Source organism: Delftia sp. WSY_12 (assembly GCF_043104645.1).
GTDB classification, from domain to species: Bacteria; Pseudomonadota; Gammaproteobacteria; order Burkholderiales; family Burkholderiaceae_C; genus Comamonas; species Comamonas tsuruhatensis.
In genome coordinates this window covers 25413-44859 of the sequence record NZ_JBICKW010000024.1, presented here as the reverse complement: position 1 = coordinate 44859, position 19447 = coordinate 25413, and the positions used below count along the sequence as shown (strand labels likewise).

Genomic DNA, 19447 nt, shown 5'->3' with positions numbered 1-19447 from the left:
CAAGGACAAGATGGACCGATTGCAGACCATGCGGGTATTCCAGACCGTGGCCGACGAGGCCGGGTTTTCGGCGGCGGCGCGGCGCCTGGACATGTCCGTGCCCACGGTCACGCGCCTGGTGGCCGACCTGGAGCAGCACCTGGGCACGCGGCTGCTGCAGCGCACCACGCGAAGCGTCTCGCTGACCGAGGCTGGCGAGGCCTACCTGGAGCGCGTGCGCGGCATCCTGGCCGATGTGGAGGACGCCTTCAGCCTGGCCCAGGCGCACACGCTGGAGTTGTCTGGCGCCGTGCGCGTGCTCACGCCGCCCGTGTTCGCCGAGCATGTGCTGGCGCCGCTGGTGGCGGACTTCCACCGCCTGCATCCGCGCATTTGCATCGAGGTCTTCGTGGAGTCGGCCAGCGAGGCGGCCGTGGGCGAATACGACATCACCTTCGTCAATGCCGAGGAGGGCTACGACGGCAACGTGGTGGCCCGGCCCATCGTCACCACCTGCGGCCTGGCCTGCGCCGCGCCCGAGTACCTGGACGCCCATGGCGTGCCTGTCGTGCCCGAGGACCTGGCCGGCCACCAGTGCCTGCTGCGCCGGCGCATCCAGGGCCGCTCCGACATGCTGCGCATGCGCCGGCTCGACGGCAACGCGGGCGAGGTCGAGGTGGCCGTGCGCCCCGTGCTGGTGGCCAACCACACGGGCACGCTGCTGCGCGCCACGCTGGACGGCGCGGGCATCAGCACCCAGCCGCTGGACCTGATCGCGCGCCACCTGCGCTCGGGCCGGCTGCGCCATGTGCTGCCCGAATGGACCACGGGCCGATTCACGCTCTACGCCACCCTGCCCACGCGCAAGTTCATGCCGGCGCGCGTGCGCAGCTTCCTGGACTTCGTGGCCGAGCACACGCAGCGCTCCATGCAGGGCCTGCCCGAGAACCTGCCGGCGCTGTCCATCTAGCGTTCCCCGCTCCTGCCGGCCTGCGCCTGTCATCTAGGTTACTGCCGCAGCGGTTTGCGCCTCGGGGTTTCCCAGGTGAATTCCGCTGTGCGGAATCTTCGGGTTGATGGTGCACGGCACCGCCTCCTAAGCTGGTTCACAGCAAACAAGGAGGCAAGGCAATGCGAGAACAGACCCTGGTCCGGTGGCGGCCACCGGCGGCGGCAGGCGGGAGGCGGTGATGGACGTCTTCCTGCAGCAAGTGCTCAACGGACTGACCCTGGGCGGCATCTATGGCCTCGTGGCCCTGGGCCTGACCCTGGTCTACGGCATCCTGCACGTGCCCAACTTCGCGCACGGGGGCTTCTACATGATCGGCGCCTTCGTGGCCTTCCAGGCCATGGTGGCCTGGAGCTGGGGCTACTGGGCGGCCATGCTGGTGGCGGCGGTGGCGGTGGCGGTGCTGGGCATCGTCAGCGAGCGGCTGATCTTCCATCCGCTGCGCAAGGCCTCGCCCCTGCATCCCAAGATCGCCTCCATCGGGCTGCTGCTGTTCCTGGAGGCCGGAGCCCAGGCGCTGTGGGGCGCGGACTTCCAGCGCATGCCCACGCCCTATACCTCCATCGTGGAGATGGGCGGCATCACGGCGCCTGCGCAGCGCCTGCTGATCATCGTCGCGGCCTTTGCGCTGATGGTGGCGCTGCACCTGTTCCTGACGCGCACCACCACGGGCTCGACCATCATCGCCATGGCCCAGAACCGCGAGGGCGCATCGATGGTGGGCATCGACGCCAACCGCGTATCCATGCTGACCTTTGCCATCTCAGGCGTGCTCGCGGCCGTGGCGGCCACGCTGTATGCGCCCATCAACCTGGTCTATCCGGCCATGGGTCACCTGGTCATCACCAAGGCCTTCGTGATCATCATCCTGGGCGGCATGGGCAGCATCCCGGGCGCCGTGCTGGGCGGGCTGATCATCGGCTTTGCCGAGAGCTTCGGCGCCTACTACATCTCCACCGACTACAAGGACATCATCGCCTTCGTGCTGCTGGTGGTGATCCTGTCGCTGCGCCCTCAGGGCCTGTTCGCCAAGAGGAGTCATTGAATGAACGGATTCATCGACTCCCGCGTTGCCTGGGGCCTGCTGCTGGCCGCCGGCATCGCCTTTCCCTGGCTGGCGGGCAACGACTACCACCTCACAGTGATGAGCACGGCCTACATCTTCGCCATCGCCACGCTGGGCCTGAACCTGATCACGGGCTACACGGGCCAGCTCAATCTGGCGCATGCGGGCTTCATGGCCGCGGGCGCCTATACCGTGGGCATCCTCACGGTGGACCATGGCTGGCCGTTCTGGGGCGGGCTGGTGATGTCGGGCGTGGTGTGCGCGGTGCTGGGCTACCTGATCGGCATCGTCTCGCTGCGCCTGAAGGGGCACTACTTCTCGATCTTCACGCTGTGCGTGGGCTACATCATGTTCCTCGTGATCGAGAAGTGGGAGGGCCTGACCCACGGCACGGTGGGCATCATGGGCATCCCCGCGCCCGAGGCCCTGGGCGCGCTGAGCTTCGAGTCGCCGCTGGCGCTGTACTACCTGGTGCTGGCCTTCCTCGTGGCCTCGGTCTGGGTGATGCGGCGCATCGTCCGGTCGCTGCTGGGCCGCACCTTCATGGCCATCCGCAACAGCGACGAGCTGGCCGAGGCGCTGGGCATCAACCTCATGCGCAACAAGGTGCTGGCCTTCATGCTGAGCGTGGTCTACGCGGGCGTGGCGGGCGGCCTGTACGCAGGCTTCGTGCGCTTCATCGGTCCCGACATGGCCGGCGTGCACCACACCTTCGACATGATGATCTTCGCCATGGTCGGCGGCATGGGCACGGTGCTGGGGCCGCTGCTGGGCGCCATCGGCATGCCCTGGATCACGCAGTACCTGCAGTTCCTGCAGGAGTACCGCTTCATCGTCTTCGGCCCGATTCTCGTGATGCTGGTGATCTTCATGCCCTACGGCGTGGTGGGCAGCTTCACCGCATGGCGCGCGCGCCGCAATGCCAAGGAGGGCAAGCCGCATGCTCAAGATTGACCACCTGACCAAGACCTTCGGCGGGCTGGCTGCCGTCAACGATGTCAGCACCGTGATCGAGGAAGGCCGCATCAACGCCATCATCGGCCCCAACGGCGCGGGCAAGACCACGTTCTTCAACCTGATCAGCTGCGTGCACAAGCCCACCTCGGGCACCATCACCTTCAACGGCCAGGACGTGACCTCGCTGCGCACCGACCAGGTGGCGAAACTGGGCGTGGCGCGCACCTTCCAGACCACGGCGCTGTTCGACCGCGCCACGGTGCTGGACAACCTCATCGTGGGCCACCGGCTGCGCACGCGCTCAGGCCTGTGGGACGTGCTGCGCGGCTCCAGCCGCCTGCGCGAGGAAGAGCGCGTGTGCCGTGAAAAGGCGCGCGACGCGCTGGACTTCGTGGGCCTGTCGCATGTGGCCGGCCGCATTGCGGGCGACATCACGCAGGAGGAGCGCAAGCGCGTGGCCTTCGCGCTGGCCCTGGCCACCGACCCCAAGCTGATGCTGCTCGACGAGCCTGCCGGCGGCGTCAACCCCGAGGAGACCGAGGGCCTGGCCGAGCTGATCCGCAAGCTGGTGCGCCACGGCATCACGGTGGCGCTGATCGAGCACAAGATGGGCATGATCATGAGCCTGGCCGACAAGATCCTGGTGCTCAGCTACGGCGAGAAGATCGCCGAGGGCACGCCCGAGGAAATACGCCGCAACCCCGCCGTCATCGATGCCTACCTGGGGAGCGAGCATGCTGAAGTTTGAGAACGTGTCGCTGCGCTACGGCAGCTTCCTGGCGCTGGACGGGGTCAGCCTGCATGCCGACCGGGGCGAGCTGGTGGTGCTGCTGGGCGCCAACGGCGCGGGCAAGAGTTCGCTGTTCCTCACGGCCAGCGGCATCCACAAGGCCGTGGGCGGCTCCATCGTCTGGAATGGCAAGGAGCTGGCCGGCAGCAAGCCATCGACCATCGTGCAGTCCGGCGTGGTGCAGTGCCCCGAAGGGCGCAAGCTGTTTCCCCAGATGTCGGTGCTGCGCAACCTGCAGCTGGGCGCCTACGTGCACCGCCGCGACCCCGGACCCAGCCAGAAGACGCTGCAGGAGGTGATGGAGCTGTTTCCCATCCTGCGCGAGAAGCAGCACGACCCGGCCGGCTCGCTGTCGGGCGGCCAGCAGCAGATGGTGGCCATCGGCCGCGCCATGATGGGCCGGCCCCAGGCCCTGCTGCTGGACGAGCCCTCGCTGGGCCTGGCGCCCCTGGTCATCAAGCAGATGTTCGAGGCCATCCAGCGCATCAACGCCGCTGGCACCACCGTGCTGCTGGCCGAGCAGAACGCCTATGCGGCGCTGAAGATCGCGCACCGCGCCTATGTGATGGAAAGCGGCCGCATCGTGCGCGAAGGCAAGCCGGCCGAATTGCTGGCCGACGACTCCATCCGCAAGGCGTACATCGGCGCATGACATGACACTGCACCCCCTGAGCCGCTGCGCGGCTTCCCCCTCTCTCTCGCTTCGCGAGGGAGGGGGACGACGCCCTCGCTGCGGGGCGGCCCTTGCTCGGCGCCCCTGGTCTGGGCTGCGCCGGATTTATGCGTTGCGTCAGCAGCGATTCGTTCTTCACTATCCAAGGAGACAGACATGACAGCATTCGCACCATTGACCCGCCGCAGGGTGGGCACGCTGGCCCTGGCCTGCGCCGCCGTGGCCGCCGCCGGCCCTGCATTGGCGCAGGAGGTGGTCAAGATCGGCTACTCGGGCCCGCTGTCGGGCGGCGCTGCCCAGTACGGCAAGAACGTGCTCGACGGCATGCAGATGGCCGTCTCCGAGATCAATGCCGCAGCGCCCGAGATCGGTGGCAAAAAGGTCAAGATCGAGATCGTGCCGCTGGACGACAAGTACAACCCGTCCGAGACCGCGATCAACGCCCAGCGCCTGGTGCAGCAGCACAAGACGGCGGCCATCCTGGTGCCGCATTCGGGCGGCATCTTCGCGCTGCAGACCACCAACGAGCGCAGCAACTTCATCGTGCTGGCCTACAGCTCGGTGCCGCAGATCACCAACCGGGGCAACAAGCTGACCCTGCGCATCCCGCCCGAGTTCACCTCGTACATCGACCCGTTCTCCAAGTACGTGATGGGCCGCTTCGGCAAGAAGGTGGCCCTGGTGGGCGCCGACCACGACTACGCCAAGGCCTGGGTCGCCGCCTTCAAGCCCGGCTGGGAAAAGCTGGGCGGCACCGTGGTGGCCGAGAACGCCATGAGCTACAACCGCGCCACCGACTTCTACAGCGGCGTGAGCAAGGCCCTGGCCGAGAAGCCCGACGTGCTCTTCGTGGGCGGCGCCTCCGAGCCCACGGCCCTGGTCGTCAAGCAGGCGCGCGAGCTGGGCTTCAAGGGCGGCTTCGTGGTCATGGACCAGGCCAAGCTCGACGAAATGGCCCGCGTGGTCGGCGGCTATGCGCCGCTGGAAGGCGCCATCGGCGTCATGCCCGTCTCCGAGGACACCAAGCCCGAGAACAAGGCCTTCGTCGAACGCTTCGGCAAGGTCTACCCGGGCCGCATCCCCGGCTCGGAGGCGCAGTGGAACTACACGGCCGTGCACGCCACCGTCAAGGCCATGCAGCTGGCCGGCTCGGCCTCGGACACCAAGGCCATCCACGCCAAGCTCGACGAGGCCTACAAATCCCTGCGCCCCGACGTGAACCCCGGCGGCGTCAAGGGCGTGGATGACCGTGGCGGCACGTTGACCACGGAACGCGGTGCGGCCGTGCGCGACGGCAAGATTGAGGCGGTGATGACGGTGGCGAACAAGTAGAGCGCCGCTCAGTTTTTCGACCGAAAGCGCCTGGTGCCAGCTTGATCTGGCCCAGGCGCTTTCTTGTGGACTCAGTTGCCTGGTACTTACGTTTGACGTTACTGACGCGACGCGTTATTATTTGCTTCCATGACGATCCAGTCATTCAAGTGCCCCGACACCGAGCAACTGTTCCAGCAGAGGCGGGTGCGTCGGTGGAGCAGCATTGAAGTGGTCGCGCTGCGCAAGCTTCGGATGCTGCATGCCGCTCATGTGCTTCAGGACTTGAGGGTCCCGCCCGGAAACCGGCTGGAGGCGCTGCACGGAGATCGCAAGGGGCAGCACAGCATCCGCATCAATGACCAGTGGCGCGTGTGCTTTGTGTGGACCCATGAAGGCCCGAGTCAGCTGGAGATCGTCGATTACCACTGAAGCGAAAGCGTTGATCCTGGATCTGGCGCAGGAGTGCTGACCATGAACAAACCTTTGAACCTCCCCACGCCAGGCGAAATCCTGGCCACTGAATTCCTGGAGCCCATGGGCCTGACGCAATACCGCCTGGCCCAGGCCATCCATGTCCCGCAGACACGCATCGCGGCCATCGTCAAGAACGGCCGCTCCATCACGGCGGATACGGCGCTGCGCCTGGCGCGCTTCTTTGGCACGTCCGTGGAGTTCTGGATGAATCTGCAAAGCCAGTACGACGCCGATATCGCGCGCGAGGCCATAGGCGACGAACTGGAGTCCATCGAGCCCTTTGCTCTGCAGGCTTGAAGAAGACATGCTGAGTCGCTGCGCAGCGGCTCACGTAAGAAAGGCCCCTGCACCGCGGTACAGGGGCCTTTCTCATTGCAGGGCTGCGTTGTTTACAACAAGCTCGCTCCACCATCCAGCACCAACGCCTGCCCCGTCATGTGCCGCGATGCATCGGACGCCAGGTAGACCACGGCGCCCTTGAGGTCCTCCTCGCCGCCGATGCGTCGCAGCGGGGCGCGGGCGATGAGCTGGTCGCCGAGCTTGTCGATGAGGCCGTTGGCCAGCTTGCTGGGGAAAAAGCCCGGGCAGATGGAGTTGACGCGGATGCCGTAGTGGCCCCATTCCGAGGCCAGGGTGCGCGCCAGGTGCACGGCGGCCGCCTTGGAGGTGTTGTAGGCCACGGTGTTCATGCCGGGCGGCGTGCCCTTGAAGGCCGCGACCGAGGCCGTGATGATCACGTTGCCCCGGCCCTTGGGGATCATCACGCGCCTGGCCACTTCTCGGGTGAGGAAGAAGGGCGCGGAGACGTTGAGGTTCATGACCTTGTTCCAGGCCTCGTCCGGGTATTCCTCGGCCTTGGCGCCCCAGGTGGCGCCCGCGTTGTTGACGAGGATGTCGATGTCGCCGCAGCGCGCCAGCACGTCCTCGACCAGGGCGGGGATGGTGTCGAACTTCTGCAGGTCGTTGGTGAAGGTCTCGACCTGGTAGCCCAGGCCCTGCAGGTGGGCCTTGGCCTCGGCCAGTTCATCGGACTTGCGCGCCGTGATGGCGAGGCGGGCGCCCATCTCGCCCAGCGCCTCGGCCATCTGCAGGCCCAGGCCGCGCGAGCCTCCGGTGATCAGGGCGGTCTTGCCCGTGAGGTCGAACAATGCTTTCACGCTCATGCTGTATGTCTCCTGGCTTGGGTTTCTGGTGGTTGAGCAACACCTGCATGCTAGGGCGCCGGCACCGTGCACGCTGTCGTCTTGGCTACTTTGCCGTGCTGCGCCGTGCTGAGCGGTACCGCGCGGGCACCTGCGGGACAGGCGTTCAGGCCCTGTCGATGTCCTGCTGCAGCCGACGCACCATGCGCTGCAGCGCGGGCACGCCGTCCTGGCGCAGCGCGTCGGCCGTGACGAAGCGCGAGGGTCCGCCCAGGCTGACGGCCATCAGCGGCAGGCCGCGCCCCGGCGAGAAGGCCAGGGCGATGGCGTTGACCTCGGGCTGCCAGTCGCCGAACGAGCGCGACAGCCAGGGCTGGGGCTGGTTGCCTGCCTCCGGCCATAGCGGCAGCTGGGCCTGTGCGGCGGCCCATTGCTCGGGCGCGTGAGACTGCAGATAGTCCAGCGCGCGCTGGCGCTCGGACGCGGGGCTGGCGGCCAGCCAGGCACGGCCCACGGCCGTGGTGGCCAGGGGAATGCGCGAGCCCATGTCCAGGTCGCGGTGCATGAAGCGCGCGCTGGGGCAGTGCTCGATGTAGACCATGTTGTGCCGGTCGCGCGTGGCCAGGGCCACCTCGGCATCGGTGGCGGCCGCCAGCTTGCGCATCAGCGGGCGCGCGATCTGGCGCACGTCCAGGCGCGAGAGCATGGCGCTGCCCAGCGCCAGCGTGGCCGTGCCCAGGCGGTATTTGCCCTCTTCGGGCACATGGATGAGGTAACCCAGCGTGGTCAGCGTGTGCGTGAGGCGCGAGACCGTGGACTTGGGCAGTCCGCAGCGCCTGGCGATGTCCTGGTTGCCCAGCAGCTTCTCGCCGGAGCGAAAGCACGACAGCACGTCCAGCCCGCGCGCCAGTGCGACGATGAAGTTGCGGTCTTCGTCGCCTGGCGGGGCTGAAGGAAGGGAGGAGGGCGGCATGCGCCGATTATCGGCAGCCGCCCCGCCACGGGGTGTCGTGGGCTTTACTTCTCGACGAAGGCGCGCTCGACCACGAAGTCGCCGGGCGTGGTGGTGTTGCCTTCCTTGAAGCCGCGGTGCTCCAGCAGCTCCTTGAGTTCGTTCAGCATGGCGGGGCTGCCGCACAGCATGACGCGGTCGGTCTCGGGGTTGAGCTCGGGCAGGCCGATGTTCTGCGGGAAGGTTCCGGCCGTGATCTGGTTGGAGATGCGGCCCTGGTTGCGGAAGGGCTCGCGCGTCACCGTGGGGTAGTAGACCAGCTTGTCCTTGACGATTTCGCCGAGGAATTCATGCTCGGGCAGTTCCTTCTCGAACAGCTCCTGGTAGGCCAGCTCGTTGGCATGGCGCACGCCGTGCACCACGACCACCTTCTCGTAGCGCTCGTAGGTCTCGGGGTCGCGCGCCACGGCCAGCCAGGGGGCCAGGCCCGTGCCGGTGCCGATCAGGTACAGGTTCTTGCCGGGCAGCAGGTAGTCGATCAGCAGCGTGCCCGTGGGCTTCTTGCCGACGAGGATGGTGTCGCCGACCTGGATGTTCTGCAGGCGCGAGGTCAGCGGACCGTCGGGCACCTTGATCGACAGGAACTCGAGGTGCTCCTCGTAGTTGGGGCTGGCGATGGAGTAGGCACGCAGCAGGTTCTTGCCGTCGACCTTCAGCCCGATCATCGTGAAATGGCCGTTGGAAAAGCGCAGCGCGGTGTCACGGGTGGTGGTGAAGGAGAAAAGGCGGTCGGTCCAGTGGTGGACGGACAGCACGCGTTCTTCAAGAAAAGCACTCATGTTGGCAATACGGTGAATTCGGGGCAGGCAGTGCCCGCCGGGACGTTGCAATGAGAGGTCAGTGCCATTCAGGCACGCGGTGGCGGGAAGCACAGGGGGCAGGCGCGGTGTGCGCGTTGCCGCTGCTTCGTGGCGGCCGGTGACCGGGGCAAGGTCGCTATTGTCCGGTAAATGGCGTCAAAAGGGGCAGGCGCGAACCTTTGTCTTGATACGGATTAGTGATAAGCAAAATGACGCTGGCTGAATCGCTGCAGCGCTCGCTAGGGCTTTTCGGCCGGGCCAGCGCCAAGCGTCCAGGGCAGGACCGCTTCGGCCAGCCAATCCATGAGCACGCGCACGCGGCGCGGCAATTGGCGGCGCTGGGCGTAGATCAGGTACAGCGGCATGGGCGGCGGCGGGTGGCGGGGCAGCACCTCGACCAGTTCCCCTGCGTCCAGCAGCGGCTGCACGGCCAGGCGCGGAACCTGGATCAGGCCCAGGCCGGCCTGGCAGGCCGCGAGATACGCCTCGGCGTTGTTCACGGTGAGCGCGCCCGCCATCGGCAGGTACCGGGGCTGGCCATCCTCCTCGTACTCGAAGCCCAGCGGCCGCGCGCCCAGCGTGCGCTGGTAGTGCACCAGCCGGTGACCGCCCAGATCCTGCAGCGTGGCGGGCAGCCCGTGGGCCTGGACATAGCCGGGGCTGGCGCAGGTGGCCAGCGCCACCAGGCCCAGAGGGCGTGCCACCAGGCCGGGCTCGTCCACGGGGCCCAGGCGCAGCACGCAATCAAAGCCTTCGCGCACCAGGTCCACGCGGCGCTCGGTGCAGCTCAGCTCCAGCTCCAGCGCCGGATGGCTTTGCAGCAGTTGCGGCAGCAAGGGCATGACGACGTGGCGCGCCAGGCCCGTGGTCATGTCCAGCCGGACCTTGCCCTGCAGCGGCGCGTCGCCGGCCTGCTGGAACTGGCCCTGGAACTCGTCCACGTCGGCCAGCAGGTCCTGGCAGCGTTCGTAGCAGGCCTGGCCGTCCTGGGTGAGCTGCACGCGCCGCGTGGTCCGGTGCAGCAGCCGCGTGCCCAGCCGCGCCTCCAGTTGCTGCACGGCCTGGGAGACGCTGGCCTTGGGCAAACCCATGCTGTCGGCCGCACGCGTGAAGCTGGCCATCTCGGCCACGCGGCTGAAGATCTGCATCTGCTCCAGAAGCTTGATTGTTTGCATGAGGCGAACAAATAAATCAGAAACAGCCAATTTATCCAAAAATCGACCTTCAATACAGTCGCTGTCATTGCAAACCACCTAACGAGGTCCGCCATGACAGCTTCTCCTTCGACCGCTTCTTCCCCTGCCGCCCGCCGCATCGTCCTCATCACGGGCGGCAGCCGCGGCCTGGGCCGCAATACGGCCGGGCACCTGGCGCGCCAGGGCCTGGACGTGGTGCTGACCTACCGTGAGCGTGCCGACGAGGCCCAGGCCGCCGTGGCCGCCATCGAGGCGCTGGGCGGGCGGGCCGCCGCCCTGCAGCTGGACGTGGCGCGCAGCGCGGGCTTTGCGGACTTTGCGGCCCGCGTGCGCCAGGCGCTGGCCGATACCTGGCAGGCCGACCGCCTCGATGCGCTGGTGCACAACGCCGGCATCGGCATCAACGCGCCATTCGCCACCACCACCGAGGCGCAGTTCGATGAATTGGTCGCCATCCACCTGAAGGCGCCGTTCTTCCTGAGCCAGCACCTGCTGCCCCTGCTGCGCGATGGCGGCAGCATCATCCATCTGTCCAGCGGGCTCACGCGCTTCACCCAGCCGGGCTATGCGGCCTATGCATCCATGAAGGGCGGGGTGGAGGTGCTGACGCGCTACCTTGCGCGCGAACTGGGGGCGCGCGGCATTCGCGTCAACACGGTGGCGCCGGGCGCGATCGCCACGGATTTTGGCGGTGGCCGTGTGCGCGACGATGCGCAGATGGGCGCCGCCCTGGCCAGCCAGACGGCGCTGGGCCGCGTGGGCCAGCCCGACGACATCGGCCCCGTGATGGCCGCCCTGCTGCAGCCCGGCATGGGCTGGGTGCAGGGCCAGCGCGTCGAGGCGTCGGGCGGCATGTTTCTCTGAAGGCGCCGGGAGGGCCGTCAGCGCAGCCGCTCGCGCGCCACCATGGACAGCAGCACGATGGCCGCTGCGGTGGCGATGTGGCCGAACCAGGCCACCAGCCCCAGCGACCAGGGCTCCACCTGCAGCGCCGCCCACAGCGACAGCGCCAGCAGCACCCAGCCGGCCGCGCGCAGGCGCCGTGTGTGGGCAGATGGCAGTTCCTTGCCGAACAGGTCGCTCTGGTGGCGGTCCATGGCCAGGGCCAGGCAGGCGAAGGCGCCCAGGGCCAGCAGCTGACAGAACAGATGGGCCATGCTCATGCGCTGGTCTCCGCTGCGGCGGCCACTGCCGTGGCGGCTGCTGCAGTGGCTGCCTTGGGCGCGGGCCGGGCGGCGCGCACCGGTTTGGCCTTGGGCTGGTGGCGCTGGGTGCGCAGGGCCAGATGGGCATGCAGTGCGGCCAGGGCCAGCAGCATGAGGTCCATGCCCGCGAACACCCAGTCGCCCGCGCGCAGGCTGGTGATCAGGCCGCGCTCCGTGGTCAGCGCGTTGACCACTGGCAGCAGGGCCAGGGCGGCGGCGCCGGCCCACAGCAACTCGATCCAGGCCCGCTTGGCGGGCCGGCCCATCGCCCAGAACAGGGTGGCGCCCCAGGCGATGAACATGGCGTGCACCTCCCACTCGGCGCGCTGCGCCATCTCCACCGGCAGCAGGCGATTGGCCCAGAGCATGCCGGCCATGCCGATGGACAGGCCGGCGATGGTGGCGATGTTCAGCCGTTCCACGAGCCGGAAGCCGAAATGCGGCCTGTCCGGATCAGGCAGCTTGCTGCGCCGCTTCACGTTCCACAGCACCAGTCCCGTTCCCACCATGGCCGTGCCCGCAAGGCTGACGATGAAGTACAGCCAGCGCGTGGGCAGGTCGCCGAAGCGGCCCATGTGCAGCGCATAGAGCACGCCGCGCGTCTCGGCGGCGGCGCCCACGCTGTCCTGGGCCTTGAGCAGTTGGCCGCTGACGCCGTCGAACGTCATGAACTGCGGGCTGATGGAGACGCGGCCGTTGTCGCCGCGCACCACGACCACGCTGGCCTTGGCATCGCCGGGCAGGTTGACGTTCAGGCGCTCCACCTGGCCCGCGCCCCAGCGCTGCTCGGCCTGGCGCACCATGTCGGCCAGCGGTGCCAGGGGCGCGGCCTGCCCCGAGGGCTTGCCAGCCGGAACGAAGGCGCTGAGCTGCTGGCCTGCCACCACGCGCTGCTCGGGCGTCATGGTGGTGGCCAGGCTGGCCCAGGGCATGTACATCAGGGCCAGCGTCACCAGGCCGGTGTACGTGATCATCAGGTGAAAGGGCAGGCCCAGCACGGACAGCGCGTTGTGCGCGTCCAGCCAGGAGCGCTGGCCCTTGCCCCAGCGGAAGGTGAAGAAGTCGGCAAAGATCTTCTTGTGCGTGATCACCCCGCTGACGATGGCCACCAGCATGAACATGGCGCACAGCCCCGCCAGATAGCGGCCCCAGAGCACGGGCATGTAGTGGAACTGGAAGTGGAAGCGGTAGAAGAACTCGCCGCCGCGCGTCTCGCGCACCGGGCCTTCGAGGCGCGTGCCGGTGGCCGGGTCGAAGCGGCCGTTCTCGAAGCGGCGCCTGGCGCCCTTTTCGGTCTGCGGCGGGCTCCAGAACACCGTGGCCACCGTGCTGCGCGCATCGGGCAGGTTGATCAGCCATTGCGGGCTTTGCGGCGCCACATGCGCCATGGCGTCGCCGATCCGCTGGGCCACGAGCGCGGGCTCGCTCGCCTGGCTCTGGTGCGGCTGCTCGGGCTGCATCCACTGCGTGATCTCGTTCCTGAAATAGCTCACCGTGCCCGTGAGGAACATGGCGTAGAGGAACCAGCCCAGCAGCAGGCCGACCCAGGTGTGCAGGTCGGACATGGTCTGGCGGATGCCGGGTGCCTTGGCCGCTTTCGCAGGCTTGGCGGGCTTGCCTGCCATGTTCGTGGTGTCCGCGGTGTTCGTGGTGTTCGTGTTCATGCGCCCAGCCCCTTGCCCCAGGTCCACCACGCGGCAGGCGCCAGCACCAGGGCGGCGACCAGCAGGCCGGCCCAGGCGCGCGTGGCGCTGCGCACGGCAAACACCCAGATCACCGCGCCCGCGTAGACGGCAAAACTCAGCAAGGTGCCCGAGATCGCCGCCTGCGTGCGGTCTGCGGGCAGGGCCAGCACGGCCACGCTGGCCAGCGCCGCCACGGCGTAGCCGCCAAACAGCGCGGCGAGGATGCGGGAGATCAGCGGCCCGTAGTCACGGAACCAGTCACGGAACCAGTCATGGGTGCGGGCAAGAGTGGGAGATGGCATGGCACGGGGCCTGGAAAGGCTCGAAAAACGCCGGCCGGAGGGGGCGGCGGTGGCGCGGATGTTATTTGAGAATAAGTCCCATTACAAGCGGTGCAGTCAAGTGCGCCGCCACATCCAGCGCCGCCACATCCAGCGCTGCTGCGTGCCAAGCGCCCCGGCGCTCAGCCCGCCGGCTGGCGCATGCGGGCCTGAAGGTTCTCGAAGATCTGGCGTGTCACGGGGCTGATCACATGGCTGCGGATGTACAGGCGGTAGGCCAGGTCCGGCAGCGGCGGCATGCCGTCGCCCGCGCCCAGCACGCGCAGGCCCGGGTCGAGCTGCTCCACGCCGCGTGCCGTCACGCCCAGGCCGGCGCGCAGCGCTGCGCGTATGCCCACCAGGCTGGTGCAGGTGTGGCGCGGCGTCCAGGCAATGCCGGCCGCATCCAGCGCATCGCAGCCCAGGCGCCGGAAGATGCTGGGCCCGTCGGCCATGACCAGGGGCACGGGCTTGCCCGGGTCATGGGCATAGCCCGCGCCGCACAGCCAGACCGTGGGTGTGGAGCGCAGGGCAAAGCCCTCGAAGCCTTCATCCTCGCGGTTGGAGATGGCCAGGTCCAGCTCGCCCTGCTTGAGCGACTCCATCAGGAACGGGCTGCGCCCCACATGGATGTCGATCTGCATGCCCGGAAAGTTCAGCGCGATCTCCTGCAGCACGGGCGGCAGCATGTTGTCGGCCGCGTCGTGCGGTGCGCCAATGCGCACCAGGCCCTGCACCTGGCGGTGCTGCAGGTTGCGCAGCGCCTCGTCGTGGATGGCCAGCATGTGGCGCGCATAGCCCAGCAGGCGCTGGCCGTGGTCGGTGAGGCGTTTTTGCCGGCCCTGCTTCTCGAACAGCGCGTGGCCGATCTTCTCCTCCAGCCGCTGCATCTGCTGGGTGATGGCCGATTGCGTGCGGCCCATCTGCACGGCGGCGGCGGCAAAGCTGTCGTGGCTGGCAATGGCGGCCAGGGTGCGCAGCAGGTCCAGGTCAAGCGTCTCCATACTTCAATTTTATTGAAGTATTTGTTGAGGGTGCGTGGATTGTTGCGGGCCGGACGCCTCACTACAGTGGGCTTCAACGACGACAAGGAGTCCCCTTTGAACACCACCACCACCATCACCGAACAGCGCAGCGCCGCCGTGACAGCGGCCATCGACCACATGAAGCAGGCCATTGGCGAAGGCGCTGCCACGCGCGCCAGCCTGGACGCCGTGCTCCAGCAGCTGCTGGGCCTGGCCGCGCGCCGAGACTTCTGGCAGCAGGCCGACTACGCCGCGCCCGAAGAGGGCGAGCACCAGGCGCGCTACCTGATCGCCGAGGACGCCGACCAGAGCTATGCGCTGTACCTCAACGTCATGCGCCCGGGCAAGCGCATCGTGCCGCACAACCACACGACCTGGGCCTGCATTGCCGCCGTGGAAGGCACGGAGCACAACCGCGTCTACGAGCGCACCGACGACGGCTCCGTCCCCGGCAAGGGCACGCTGCGCGAGACGGATCTCGTGGTGGTGGCGCCAGGCCAGGGCATCGCCCTCATGCCCGAGGACATCCACTCCGTGGAGATCCAGGGCGAGCAGGTCATCCGCCACCTGCACATGTACGGCCGCGCGCTGGAGACGCTCAACGAGCGCACCAGCTACGACCTGGCCGCCGGCACCTGCCAGACCATGGCCATCGGCGTGCAGACGCGCCGCTGAGCCCCGGCCTTCCGGCCGCTACCTCCCGCTTCCTGCCTTTTCCCTGTCCATGCCGCAGCGCGCCCCACGGGGCGCGCGTGGCAGGGCTTTGCCCGAAATTCCTTGCCGATCTTTTTCCCGGACCGCATGCAATGACCGCATCCATTGACGCCCACACCCTCAAATCCTGGCTGCACGACGGCCAGGAGATCGCGCTGCTCGACGTGCGCGAGCACGGCCAGTACGGCGAGTCGCACCTGTTCTACGCCACGCCCCTGCCCTACAGCCGGCTGGAGCTGGATGTGCCCCGCCTGGTGCCGCGCAGGCAGGTGCGCGTCGTCACCTACGACGGTGGCGAGGGCGATGCCAGCGCGGGCGTGGCCGGGCGCGCCGCGCGCCGCCTCGAAGCCCTGGGCTACACCCAGGTGTCTGTGCTGGAAGGCGGCACCCAGGCCTGGAGCGCGGCAGGCTACACGCTGTTCGCCGGCGTGAACCTGCCCTCCAAGACCTTTGGCGAACTGGCCGAGCACGCCTACGGCACGCCGCGCATCACGGCCCAGCAGCTGGCGGCGCGCCAGGCGGCGGGCCTGCCCCTGGTGGTGCTGGACGGCCGGCCCGTCTCCGAGTTCCACAAGATGAACATCCCCGGCGCCATCTGCTGCCCCAATGGCGAGCTGGCGCTGCGCGTGAGCCGCCTGGTGCCCGATGCGGCCACGCCCATCGTGGTCAATTGCGCGGGCCGCACGCGCTCCATCATCGGCGCGCAGACCTTGATCAACCTGGGCATTCCCAACCCCGTCTACGCGCTGGAAAACGGCACCCAGGGCTGGTACCTGGCCGACCTGCCGCTGGAGCATGGCGGCACGCAGCGCTATGGCGACGACTCGGCCAGCAGCGCGCTGCAAGCACAGGCCCGCGCCCTGGCCGAACGCTTCGACGTGCCCGAGGTCGATGCCGACACCGTGCGCGCCTGGAGCCAGGATGCTGCGCGCACGCTGTTCCTGTGCGATGTGCGCACGCCCGAGGAATTCAAGGCCGGCTCGCTGCCCGGCGCCCAGCACACGCCCGGCGGCCAGCTCATGCAGGCCGGCGACCAGTACGTGGGCGTGCGCGGTGCGCGCCTGGTGCTGTTCGACAGCGATGGCGTGCGCGCCCCCGTGGTGGCCAGCTGGCTGCGCCAGCTCGGCCATGACGCCTGCGTGCTGCGGAGCGGCCTGTACAGCGGCCTGGACCTGGCACCGGCCCAGCTGCCCCAGGCCCCCGCACTGGCAGGCATCGCGGTGCAGGCCCTGCACGAACGCATGCGCCAGGACGAGGTGGCCGTGGTCGATCTGCGCGCGGGCATGAAGTACCGCGCAGGCCACATCGCCGGGGCCCGCTGGTCCATCCGCCCGTGCTTGGCCAGCGATCTGGCCGGCGAGACGCGCCAGATCGTGCTGGTGGCCGACGAGCCCGGCATGGCGCAATGGGCCGCGCTGGAGCTGCAGGGCGCCGCGCCGCTGCTGCTCGAAGGCGGCCTGGCCGCATGGCAGCAGGCCGGCCTGCCCGTCGAGGCCACGCCCGACAGCCCCACCGACGCCGAATGCATCGACTACCTGTTCTTCGTGCACGACCGCCACGACGGCAACAAGGAAGCGGCACGCCGCTACCTGGCCTGGGAGACGGGCCTGGTGCCGCAGCTCGATGCCCAGGAACTGGCCGCCTTCCGCCTGCCGAGTGCATGAAGCTCCCCCTGAGCGGCTTCGCCGCTTCCCCCTCTCTCGCTGCGCGTGAGGGGGACGGCACCCTCGCTGCGGGGGCGGCCCTTGCTTGGTGCCCCTGGCCAAAGTCGCGTCAGTTGCAAAGGCAGCGCCATATATCGCTGACTTGCCGTAGAGCGACATAAATCAGATCACATAACGACAGGAGACAAGACATGTTCGCAACTCTCAACCTTGCCAGGATGCTGGCCGCCAGCCTCGCGGCCCTGGCCATGCTCTCGCAGGCCACGGCCGAGCCGCTGGCCGCACGCAACGGCTATCCGGCCCAGCCGATCCGCTTCATCTCGCCCTTCCCGCCGGGCGGCGGCAACGACGCCAGCACGCGCTGGGTCACCACGCGGCTGACCGAGGCCACGGGCCAGCCCTCCGTGGTGGAAAACCGGGGCGGCGCGGGCGGCAACATCGGCGCCAAGGCCGTGGCCGAGGCCAAGCCCGATGGCTACACCGTGCTCACGGGCCAGGTCTCGCTGATGGCGGTGAACCCCGCGCTCTACAGCGCGCCGGGCTTTGATCCGCTCAAGAACTTCGTGCCCATCACGCAGATCAACGCGGCGCCGCTGGCCATCGTGGTCGCCTCGGCCTCGCCCCTCAAGAGCTTTGCCGACCTGGTGGCGCGCAGCAAGGGCGAGCCGGGCCGCGTCACCTATGCCACGCCCGGCAACGGCACGCTGTCGCACCTGGTGGGCGTGGTGCTGTCCAAGGAAAACGGCGTGCCCATGACCCATGTGCCCTACAAGGGCGCGGGGCCGGCCATCAACGATCTGCTGGGCCAGCAGGTCGACGTGCTGATCACCTCCACCTCGTCCGTGGCCGGCATGATCCAGGCGGGCCAGGTGCGTGCGTTGGCCGTCACCAGCCCGCGCCGCATCGGCGTGTTCGGCAAGGTGCCCACGCTGGAGGAACTGGGCCTGCGCAATGCGCGCTTCGAGGACTGGTACGGCTTCTTCGCACCCGCCGGCACGCCGCCCGAGCGCGTGGCCTATCTGCACGACGCCATCGTGCGCACCCTGCAACTGCCGGAAGTGACCAAGCTGGTCGTCGATGGCGGCAGCGAAGTCGTGGCCAATACGCCCGAGGCCTTTGCCGCCCAGCTGCGCCAGGACATGGAGCGCTGGTCGCGCGTGGTCAAGCTCTCGGGCGCGAAGATCGACTGATGGCTGCCGAACACGCCCCCGTGCCTGGCGCATCCGCCCCTGACGCCCCCGCGCTGGACCTGCAGACCCGGCTGCTGCATGCGGGCAAGCGCCCGGCCTATGCGGGCGGCACGGCCGTCAACCCGCCCCTGGTGCGCGCCAGCACCGTGCTGTTCGAGAGCACGGCACAGCAGCGCGAGATGCGCGAGCGCCGCGCCGGCGAGCGCATCTTCAGCTACGGCGCGCGCGGCACGCCCACCGGCTTTGCGCTGGAAGATGCCGTCAGCGAGCTGGAAGGCGCCCACCGCACGCGGCTGCTGCCTACCGGCCTGGCGGCCATCGCCATGGCCCTGCTCAGCTACCTGCGCCCCGGCGACCATGTGCTGCTGACCGACAGCGCCTACCAGCCTGTGCGCCACCTGGCCGGCCAATGGCTACGGCCCTACGGCATCGAGTACGACTTCTTCGCGGCCGATGGCAGCGACGCCCAGGCGCGCATGCGCCCCAACACCCGCATGGTCTATGCCGAATGCCCGGGATCGCTGGTCTACGAAATGTGCGACCTGCCCGCGCTGGCGGCCATGGCCCATGCGCGCGGCGCCCTGGTCGTGGCCGACAACACCTGGGGGTCGGGCTGCCAGTACCGGCCGCTGGCGCTGGGGGCCGATGTCTCGGTGATGGCAGCCACCAAGTACCTGTCGGGCCACTCCGACGTGATGATGGGCACCGTGGCCACCACCGAGGCCGCCTGGGAGCCGGTGGCCGCGCGCTGCGATGCCTTCGGCATGGCGGTCAGCCCCGACGATGCCTGGCTGGTGCTGCGCGGCATGCGCTCGCTGGCCGCACGGCTGCAGATGCACGAGGCGCATGCGCTGGAGGTGGCGCACTGGCTGCAGCAGCACCCGGCCGTGGCCACCGTGTTCTGCCCCGCGCTGCCCACGCACCCCGGCCATGCGCTGTGGCTGCGCGACTGCCAGGGCACCAACGGCCTGTTGTCTCTGGAGCTGCAGCCCGGCACCGCCGAGGCCGCCGTGGACCGCTTCATCGACGGCCTGCGCCTCTTCGGCATCGGCGCCTCCTGGGGCGGCTACGAGAGCCTGGCGACGGCCGCGCACATGGCGCAGGCGCGCAGCGTCACCGACTGGAGTGCGCGCGGGCCCGTGGTGCGCCTGCACATCGGCCTGGAGTCGCCGCGCGACCTCATCGCCGACCTGGAGCAGGGGCTGGCGGCGCTGGACATGCCTGCCTGAGCG

The 19447-nt window shown here is 68.7% G+C and carries 21 protein-coding genes; 13 read left to right on the top strand and 8 right to left on the bottom strand.

Annotation, left to right across the window (positions count from 1 at the left end; genetic code table 11):
* Positions 1–10: 10 nt before the first annotated feature.
* The 8 genes from ACF8LI_RS15150 to ACF8LI_RS15115 all read left to right on the top strand — a co-directional run bounded on the left by ACF8LI_RS15150 (position 11) and on the right by ACF8LI_RS15115 (position 6559).
* Entirely contained in the window at positions 11–949 is a 939-nt protein-coding gene (locus ACF8LI_RS15150; RefSeq protein ID WP_016448675.1) for a LysR family transcriptional regulator, read from the top strand.
* Between the two features lie 220 nt (positions 950–1169).
* Complete coding sequence (locus ACF8LI_RS15145; protein WP_016448674.1) at positions 1170–2033, top strand: branched-chain amino acid ABC transporter permease; 864 nt, start codon at positions 1170–1172, stop codon at positions 2031–2033.
* Positions 2034–3008, top strand: coding sequence for a branched-chain amino acid ABC transporter permease (locus ACF8LI_RS15140; RefSeq protein ID WP_012202200.1), 975 nt, complete (start codon positions 2034–2036; stop codon positions 3006–3008).
* Positions 2995–3759, top strand: a complete 765-nt coding sequence (locus ACF8LI_RS15135; protein ID WP_013800137.1) for an ABC transporter ATP-binding protein — start codon at positions 2995–2997, stop codon at positions 3757–3759. Before ACF8LI_RS15140 ends, ACF8LI_RS15135 begins: the two co-directional genes overlap by 14 nt.
* Complete coding sequence (locus ACF8LI_RS15130; RefSeq protein WP_349614698.1) at positions 3746–4453, top strand: ABC transporter ATP-binding protein; 708 nt, start codon at positions 3746–3748, stop codon at positions 4451–4453. Before ACF8LI_RS15135 ends, ACF8LI_RS15130 begins: the two co-directional genes overlap by 14 nt.
* Before the next feature lie 177 nt (positions 4454–4630).
* Positions 4631–5806, top strand: a complete 1176-nt coding sequence (locus tag ACF8LI_RS15125; protein ID WP_016452145.1) for an ABC transporter substrate-binding protein — start codon at positions 4631–4633, stop codon at positions 5804–5806.
* 129 nt (positions 5807–5935) lie between these two features.
* Positions 5936–6217 carry a type II toxin-antitoxin system RelE/ParE family toxin gene (locus tag ACF8LI_RS15120; RefSeq protein ID WP_016452144.1) on the top strand — a complete coding sequence of 94 codons (282 nt, stop codon included), beginning with the start codon at positions 5936–5938 and terminating at the stop codon, positions 6215–6217.
* Between the two features lie 42 nt (positions 6218–6259).
* Positions 6260–6559, top strand: a complete 300-nt coding sequence (locus tag ACF8LI_RS15115) for a HigA family addiction module antitoxin (protein ID WP_026062357.1) — start codon at positions 6260–6262, stop codon at positions 6557–6559.
* Between the two features lie 92 nt (positions 6560–6651).
* Here the strand turns inward: ACF8LI_RS15115 and ACF8LI_RS15110 are convergent, their stop codons facing one another.
* The 4 genes from ACF8LI_RS15110 to ACF8LI_RS15095 all read right to left on the bottom strand — a co-directional run bounded on the left by ACF8LI_RS15110 (position 6652) and on the right by ACF8LI_RS15095 (position 10391).
* A complete protein-coding gene (locus ACF8LI_RS15110) occupies positions 6652–7425 on the bottom strand; it encodes an SDR family oxidoreductase (protein ID WP_016448669.1) in 774 nt (257 codons plus the stop codon).
* Positions 7426–7570: 145 nt separating this feature from the next.
* On the bottom strand, positions 7571–8377 hold the full coding sequence (locus ACF8LI_RS15105; protein WP_016448668.1) for an IclR family transcriptional regulator: 807 nt from the start codon (positions 8375–8377) through the stop codon (positions 7571–7573).
* A 44-nt stretch (positions 8378–8421) separates the two neighbouring features.
* On the bottom strand, positions 8422–9195 hold the full coding sequence (locus ACF8LI_RS15100) for a ferredoxin--NADP reductase (protein ID WP_373791478.1): 774 nt from the start codon (positions 9193–9195) through the stop codon (positions 8422–8424).
* Positions 9196–9455: 260 nt separating this feature from the next.
* Entirely contained in the window at positions 9456–10391 is a 936-nt protein-coding gene (locus tag ACF8LI_RS15095) for a LysR family transcriptional regulator (protein ID WP_043780301.1), read from the bottom strand.
* A gap of 93 nt (positions 10392–10484) precedes the next feature.
* Between ACF8LI_RS15095 and ACF8LI_RS15090 the strand changes: the two genes are divergently transcribed.
* On the top strand, positions 10485–11276 hold the full coding sequence (locus ACF8LI_RS15090; protein WP_392413191.1) for an SDR family NAD(P)-dependent oxidoreductase: 792 nt from the start codon (positions 10485–10487) through the stop codon (positions 11274–11276).
* Positions 11277–11293: 17 nt separating this feature from the next.
* On the opposite strand, the gene ACF8LI_RS15085 is transcribed toward ACF8LI_RS15090, so the two are convergent.
* From ACF8LI_RS15085 to ACF8LI_RS15070, 4 genes are all read right to left on the bottom strand, one after another.
* Positions 11294–11575, bottom strand: coding sequence for a DUF3325 domain-containing protein (locus tag ACF8LI_RS15085; RefSeq protein WP_278537384.1), 282 nt, complete (start codon positions 11573–11575; stop codon positions 11294–11296).
* Positions 11572–13281 (bottom strand): PepSY-associated TM helix domain-containing protein, encoded by a 1710-nt coding sequence (locus ACF8LI_RS15080; protein ID WP_392413188.1) that lies wholly within the window; start codon positions 13279–13281, stop codon positions 11572–11574. Before ACF8LI_RS15080 ends, ACF8LI_RS15085 begins: the two co-directional genes overlap by 4 nt.
* Complete coding sequence (locus ACF8LI_RS15075) at positions 13278–13604, bottom strand: DUF3649 domain-containing protein (protein ID WP_013800146.1); 327 nt, start codon at positions 13602–13604, stop codon at positions 13278–13280. Before ACF8LI_RS15075 ends, ACF8LI_RS15080 begins: the two co-directional genes overlap by 4 nt.
* A gap of 161 nt (positions 13605–13765) precedes the next feature.
* Positions 13766–14626 (bottom strand): LysR substrate-binding domain-containing protein, encoded by an 861-nt coding sequence (locus ACF8LI_RS15070; protein ID WP_013800147.1) that lies wholly within the window; start codon positions 14624–14626, stop codon positions 13766–13768.
* A gap of 159 nt (positions 14627–14785) precedes the next feature.
* Here ACF8LI_RS15070 and ACF8LI_RS15065 point away from each other — a divergent pair, with 159 nt between their 5' ends.
* The 4 genes from ACF8LI_RS15065 (at position 14786) to metC (ending at position 19444) form a co-directional block, all read left to right on the top strand.
* Positions 14786–15322, top strand: coding sequence for a cysteine dioxygenase family protein (locus ACF8LI_RS15065; RefSeq protein ID WP_046239474.1), 537 nt, complete (start codon positions 14786–14788; stop codon positions 15320–15322).
* Between the two features lie 131 nt (positions 15323–15453).
* On the top strand, positions 15454–17025 hold the full coding sequence (locus tag ACF8LI_RS15060; protein WP_043792265.1) for a rhodanese-like domain-containing protein: 1572 nt from the start codon (positions 15454–15456) through the stop codon (positions 17023–17025).
* 191 nt (positions 17026–17216) lie between these two features.
* Positions 17217–18215, top strand: a complete 999-nt coding sequence (locus ACF8LI_RS15055) for a tripartite tricarboxylate transporter substrate binding protein (RefSeq protein ID WP_097204596.1) — start codon at positions 17217–17219, stop codon at positions 18213–18215.
* Positions 18215–19444 carry a cystathionine beta-lyase gene (gene metC, locus ACF8LI_RS15050; RefSeq protein ID WP_392413185.1) on the top strand — a complete coding sequence of 410 codons (1230 nt, stop codon included), beginning with the start codon at positions 18215–18217 and terminating at the stop codon, positions 19442–19444. The genes ACF8LI_RS15055 and metC overlap by 1 nt, the downstream gene beginning before the upstream one ends.
* Positions 19445–19447 lie beyond the last annotated feature (3 nt).

Excerpts from the sequence above, each read along its gene's own strand:
- ACF8LI_RS15150 (WP_016448675.1), top strand. The coding sequence starts at position 11 with ATGGACCGATTGCAGACCATGCGGGTATTCCAGACCGTGGCCGACGAG.
- ACF8LI_RS15145 (WP_016448674.1), top strand. The coding sequence starts at position 1,170 with ATGGACGTCTTCCTGCAGCAAGTGCTCAACGGACTGACCCTGGGCGGC.
- ACF8LI_RS15140 (WP_012202200.1), top strand. The coding sequence starts at position 2,034 with ATGAACGGATTCATCGACTCCCGCGTTGCCTGGGGCCTGCTGCTGGCC.
- ACF8LI_RS15135 (WP_013800137.1), top strand. The coding sequence starts at position 2,995 with ATGCTCAAGATTGACCACCTGACCAAGACCTTCGGCGGGCTGGCTGCC.
- ACF8LI_RS15130 (WP_349614698.1), top strand. The coding sequence starts at position 3,746 with ATGCTGAAGTTTGAGAACGTGTCGCTGCGCTACGGCAGCTTCCTGGCG.
- ACF8LI_RS15125 (WP_016452145.1), top strand. The coding sequence starts at position 4,631 with ATGACAGCATTCGCACCATTGACCCGCCGCAGGGTGGGCACGCTGGCC.
- ACF8LI_RS15120 (WP_016452144.1), top strand. The coding sequence starts at position 5,936 with ATGACGATCCAGTCATTCAAGTGCCCCGACACCGAGCAACTGTTCCAG.
- ACF8LI_RS15115 (WP_026062357.1), top strand. The coding sequence starts at position 6,260 with ATGAACAAACCTTTGAACCTCCCCACGCCAGGCGAAATCCTGGCCACT.
- ACF8LI_RS15110 (WP_016448669.1), bottom strand. The coding sequence starts at position 7,425 with ATGAGCGTGAAAGCATTGTTCGACCTCACGGGCAAGACCGCCCTGATC.
- ACF8LI_RS15105 (WP_016448668.1), bottom strand. The coding sequence starts at position 8,377 with ATGCCGCCCTCCTCCCTTCCTTCAGCCCCGCCAGGCGACGAAGACCGC.
- ACF8LI_RS15100 (WP_373791478.1), bottom strand. The coding sequence starts at position 9,195 with ATGAGTGCTTTTCTTGAAGAACGCGTGCTGTCCGTCCACCACTGGACC.
- ACF8LI_RS15095 (WP_043780301.1), bottom strand. The coding sequence starts at position 10,391 with ATGCAAACAATCAAGCTTCTGGAGCAGATGCAGATCTTCAGCCGCGTG.
- ACF8LI_RS15090 (WP_392413191.1), top strand. The coding sequence starts at position 10,485 with ATGACAGCTTCTCCTTCGACCGCTTCTTCCCCTGCCGCCCGCCGCATC.
- ACF8LI_RS15085 (WP_278537384.1), bottom strand. The coding sequence starts at position 11,575 with ATGAGCATGGCCCATCTGTTCTGTCAGCTGCTGGCCCTGGGCGCCTTC.
- ACF8LI_RS15080 (WP_392413188.1), bottom strand. The coding sequence starts at position 13,281 with ATGAACACGAACACCACGAACACCGCGGACACCACGAACATGGCAGGC.
- ACF8LI_RS15075 (WP_013800146.1), bottom strand. The coding sequence starts at position 13,604 with ATGCCATCTCCCACTCTTGCCCGCACCCATGACTGGTTCCGTGACTGG.
- ACF8LI_RS15070 (WP_013800147.1), bottom strand. The coding sequence starts at position 14,626 with ATGGAGACGCTTGACCTGGACCTGCTGCGCACCCTGGCCGCCATTGCC.
- ACF8LI_RS15065 (WP_046239474.1), top strand. The coding sequence starts at position 14,786 with ATGAAGCAGGCCATTGGCGAAGGCGCTGCCACGCGCGCCAGCCTGGAC.
- ACF8LI_RS15060 (WP_043792265.1), top strand. The coding sequence starts at position 15,454 with ATGACCGCATCCATTGACGCCCACACCCTCAAATCCTGGCTGCACGAC.
- ACF8LI_RS15055 (WP_097204596.1), top strand. The coding sequence starts at position 17,217 with ATGTTCGCAACTCTCAACCTTGCCAGGATGCTGGCCGCCAGCCTCGCG.
- metC (WP_392413185.1), top strand. The coding sequence starts at position 18,215 with ATGGCTGCCGAACACGCCCCCGTGCCTGGCGCATCCGCCCCTGACGCC.